This is a genomic window from Fibrobacter sp. UWCM (genome assembly GCF_900129735.1).
In the GTDB taxonomy this organism is placed as follows: Bacteria; Fibrobacterota; Fibrobacteria; order Fibrobacterales; family Fibrobacteraceae; genus Fibrobacter.
Genome location: NZ_FQWR01000052.1, coordinates 1 through 4,382, shown reverse-complemented (window position 1 = coordinate 4,382; position 4,382 = coordinate 1). Strand labels below are relative to the sequence as shown.

Annotated in this window: 7 protein-coding genes; 3 read left to right on the top strand and 4 right to left on the bottom strand. The window is 39.5% G+C overall.

The annotated features are described in order from the left end of the window. The 3 genes from BUB22_RS15865 to BUB22_RS15855 form a co-directional block, all read left to right on the top strand. On the top strand, positions 1 to 643 hold a 643-nt coding region (locus BUB22_RS15865), incomplete at its 5' end, for an RHS repeat domain-containing protein (protein WP_217650384.1). Positions 644 to 1,191: 548 nt separating this feature from the next. Beyond that, positions 1,192 to 1,371 carry a hypothetical protein gene (locus BUB22_RS15860; RefSeq protein WP_073116648.1) on the top strand — a complete coding sequence of 60 codons (180 nt, stop codon included), beginning with the start codon at positions 1,192 to 1,194 and terminating at the stop codon, positions 1,369 to 1,371. A gap of 96 nt (positions 1,372 to 1,467) precedes the next feature. After that, complete coding sequence (locus BUB22_RS15855; protein WP_217650383.1) at positions 1,468 to 1,917, top strand: ATPase; 450 nt, start codon at positions 1,468 to 1,470, stop codon at positions 1,915 to 1,917. A 116-nt stretch (positions 1,918 to 2,033) separates the two neighbouring features. Here BUB22_RS15855 and BUB22_RS15850 read toward each other — a convergent pair whose 3' ends face one another. The 4 genes from BUB22_RS15850 to BUB22_RS15835 form a co-directional block, all read right to left on the bottom strand. After that, positions 2,034 to 2,687, bottom strand: a complete 654-nt coding sequence (locus BUB22_RS15850) for a hypothetical protein (RefSeq protein WP_073116644.1) — start codon at positions 2,685 to 2,687, stop codon at positions 2,034 to 2,036. Then, positions 2,687 to 3,268 (bottom strand): hypothetical protein, encoded by a 582-nt coding sequence (locus BUB22_RS15845; protein WP_073116642.1) that lies wholly within the window; start codon positions 3,266 to 3,268, stop codon positions 2,687 to 2,689. Before BUB22_RS15845 ends, BUB22_RS15850 begins: the two co-directional genes overlap by 1 nt. Positions 3,269 to 3,299: 31 nt before the next feature. Beyond that, positions 3,300 to 3,623 (bottom strand): hypothetical protein, encoded by a 324-nt coding sequence (locus BUB22_RS15840; protein WP_175547319.1) that lies wholly within the window; start codon positions 3,621 to 3,623, stop codon positions 3,300 to 3,302. A 122-nt stretch (positions 3,624 to 3,745) separates the two neighbouring features. Next, positions 3,746 to 4,382, bottom strand: a 637-nt coding sequence (locus BUB22_RS15835) for an RHS repeat-associated core domain-containing protein (protein ID WP_217650382.1), incomplete at its 5' end; no start/stop codon positions are given.

The window sequence follows — 4,382 nt, the reverse complement described above, 5'->3', positions numbered from 1 at the left end:
ACATGATGACGAAACGCAGCTATCTTATCATAAGGCTAGATATCTTGACCCCATGTTGGGCGTATGGATAAGCGTTGATCCTAAACGTTTCTTCCCAAGTCCGTACCTTTATATGGGGAATGGATATAATCCAATAAGATTCGCTGATTTGAATGGTCAGGAGCCTGGAGACGTGTATGTGTTTAATTCTGATGGCGAAAAATTCGGTAATTTTATTGCCAAATTGCATAGAGGCCAAGGCCCAGGTTTTTCACATGCTGCTATAGAAACAAAAGATGGTCGCCTATTTTCTGCGGATGAAGATGGTGTTGGCGTAAAAGATAAATCGATTGCTTTAAAAGGGCGTACGGGAGTTATTTTAAGGCCCAAGCAAAAACTCAATATTGATGCAATGCAAAAATTCATTGACGACGCTCAAGGAGGAGTCTACTTAGTGAATGGGGTTTGTTCAAGTAATGTCGTAGACGCTTTGGAAGCTGGTGGGCTTAAACTGCGAGAGGACTGGACCCATCTAGAACTTATTAAGGATCCTTCGAAAATTAAAAAAACTGTGCCACATCCGGCGGTTTTACTTGAATATCCTGAATTAGAACAAGTTGATTATTTTCGGGAAGAACCAAATGACCTCAAGGATGCAAATTGACTATGCCAAAAGTTAAGTACCTTTTAAAATTTTTTTTAAGAAATTTCAAATTTTCTCTATTAGCAGTTTCTGTCATCTCTTTGTATCATATAATGTGGCGTATATATGGGTTTCTTGAACATTTTTTTCATTGGGGAAATGGAACTGAAACATTGCTATTCGTTTATTATATGACAATTTATTTTTTTAAGCCTGAGTTTCCCTTGCCAAATATTTTTTCTAGTGAAGGTTATAATATGATTTTTTATTCATTTGTTTTTTTTGCAATACTCGGATTTTGCTGTGACGGAATTTATTTTTTAATAAAGAGATGCTGTATATTTTTTACTCAAAACCGTAACAAATAGAAATTGATATTCTAAAAACATCGGATAACAGGTGCCTCCGCAAATAATAGTCAATTGAAAATTTCCCATGGTTGGACAGGTATGCTAGTCGAATTTATTCAGTCATTTTCTTCCCAAAGGTCGCCACGGCGGCCTTTGGGGGTAGTATGGACGCCCCCTATCCATAAAAAATGTATATTATCCCTAGAAAAAGGAGTTGACATGTCGAATAAAGAAGCCTTGCATCAGTTATACGCTCAGTGTAAGAACATCAATTTTGATGAGTCTTATGACCTTATTGCGTCTGCCGAAGATTCGGACGAGGCCGATTTTTTCCGTATGGCGACAGACCTTGTTCTTAAGCAGAAACAAAGAAAAGCTGTTGAAGAGAACAGGTTCTAGATGAAGCGTTATATCCTCTTTGCCGGGTGCAACGGTGTGGGTAAGTCAACTCTATACCAGACCAACGATATGTTCCGGAACATGCCCCGAGTGAACATGGATGAAATCGTCCGTGAATTCGGCTCTTGGAAAAATGAGGCTGACGCATTTAAAGCCGGGAAGATTGCAATTAAGAAAATCAAGAAATATTTTGAAGAAGGGGAATCCTTCAACCAAGAGGTCACACTTTGTGGCAATTCGGTTTGGAAAAATATCATTAGGGCCCGCGAATTAGGGTATCAGATAGAGATGTACTATGTGGGCGTCGACTCCGTTGACATTGCCAAGGTAAGGATTGCTTCAAGAGTTTTGAAGGGCGGTCATGGAATTCCTGATTCTGATGTGGAGCGTCGCTTTTCAGAATCTATCAGGAACTTGCCCAAAGCAATAGAACTTTGCGATATTGTTGAAATTTTCGACAACACAGACTCCTTTCAGCGCATAGCCCGATATGAACAAGGTAAATGTGTACTGAAGGCTGATTCTTGCCCTTTGTGGGTTCCTTGATTGGCGCGAAAATTTCCTATGATTGGAGAGGTATGCCTATCGAGTTCACACAATATCCTCCGCAGGAGAATATGGGAGTATCCGGTGATACTTTATTCAGACTATTGGAGATAACCTTATTCACATTCCAAAATCGCATCTATATCATCCAATAATTTCGGACTGAAACCACCTGGAAGATTCTGCGTTCTATTCGTATGTTTTTGAACGTTTTTTTTCTTGTTCTTCTTTTCTTCATAACACTTTGCGGGGTTTTCAACCTCTCGCAATCTATGCCAATTGGAACATGCATAGCCGAGTAATATATAGGAGCCGTTTTTCTCTATAATCAACGGAAAAAGAAACCGTACCTCTAGCATCTTTTCTGTAAACAAAAATCGTTGAGAAAACAAGTTGCCAGAGCCCCACATGTCGCCGTATGTTACGGAATCTGTCGTTCCTGTCAGAAAACTCACAGAAACAACATCGTCAGGACCAATTCTTTTAGGACCGTCTTCTCCAGGATCAAAATACGATATATGGTACATACGAATGCCCGTTTGTGACTTGAACTGGACAAAGCCGTCATAGTTTATTGCCTTTAGTATCGGCGATAAAGTCTTTATGCTGTCTGCCGTTATTTTCCCATTGTACGTAAATTTAAATGATTCTGGAGTGTTTTTTCTCTCGTCAAATTGAATGTCAAGTTTATATAATTCATGGCACGACAAGCCTGCTTCTTGAGCAAACGAATATACGACAATCACAACGCATAACAAAACAAAGCGCATTAAAATTCCTCGACAATCAAAGGAACCATTCTTTCGTCAGCATTTTTCAATAACTCAGGCAAATTCCCTTCTGGCTTAAGTTCACCTGAATTTGAGGATTCGTCTAAAATTCCATGGCATCCATGCGTTGTTCCTCTTGCAGGAATTTCTTTGGTTGGCGGATCGAGATCGTCGTTATGAAACATCACCCTACTACCCTCAGCACCTCGTAATTCTTTTCCATTTTCAGTGTATATAACGTATGCCCACGATTTCCACCCTCTCGAGCCATCATTCAAATGGCGAACATCCCGTTTGTTCTTCGAATCAACTAAATACGTTCCCGGTTTCATTGCCGTTCCGTAACCACCTGAATGAGACGGCCAGTGACCAACTTCTTTGCCAGGTTTTTCGGGAGTGCCTGTATAATAAATAGTAAATCCCGCTGCATATTGTTTTGTGGGTGTGTAGCGCCAATAAGTACGCATAAAATCGTTCCCTTCTTCATCCACCCCATTCACCGGATTCATGCCATTCCCTGCATACAGATACGGGCTCGCAAATTGCCTTGCCGGGTGGTGTTTATATTGTTCAAGCAGCATGTCTCTCCAGGCATAGGAAATTGTCAGGCTCCTAATATATAGGAATCTTTCTTTTCTTCGATCTACTAACCTTTTTCGTAACAGTAAACACTACATCATCTTTATCGTAAAGAACGTAAGACGGTAAATTATACATTCCATCAATAGTCGCTAATAAAAATTCCAGATTTGAAGCCACAAGATTCTTATAGGTAAACTCATAGAAATCTTTATGCTTTTTACCTTTATTTCGTATTAAAGAGAAACCCGTCTTTTCAAAAAATATCGAAATTTCAGTAAAGTTTCCTACCAAATAAACAATTCCTTGATAACTATATACACGTATCTTGGTTCCTTCAATTTTCTCGAATTTCACACCATCCATTTTACTATTACAAACAAAAAAGGATTGTTTTTTGTATGTAAAAATATAATCATCGCTGCATTCAGTGGCGTGGGAAAACAAAAATGAGAGAAGCAAGAAGATTGATAGTTGTTTCATTCTTTTACATCAACCTCATCGATATAATGTAGATCATAGAAATTTCCATATTCTTCAATTATATTCATCAAATTAGCAGGAGTCTGGCTATTGCCCATTCCTCTCGCCCTGATTTCGTCATCCAAAAAATGTTCTCTGCCATTATTTTCAGGTTCAAACCAATTAGAATTACCTAGTGTAATACCTGATCGCTCATAAATGGCCTCATCTAGCCCTGCATGCGCCAACAACTCATGGAAAAAATTTTCCATAGTCCCGTCATACATAACAGCTTGGTATTCTGAATCATACACGCCTTTAGTCCCTTTATCAAGACCATCAACAGGTTGTTTAACGCGAACATGATAAACTTGATCAGAGGACTCTAAAGCTGCAAAAATATTTTGTCTTATAGCCTTAACTTCAGGACCACCAACATTTGAATTTAACCATAAGACATAATTGGCTTTTGTCCAATCATCCATAACGACTTCATTCCCATCCGGATCCACCCCATTCACCGGATTATAACCATTCCCCGCATACAGATACGGGCTCGCAAATTGCCTCTTCGGGTCCACAGAAATCCACATTCCCAGCATGGGGTCGAGATAGCGTGCGCCGAAGTAGTCCAGTTGCGTCTCGTCGTCCTTC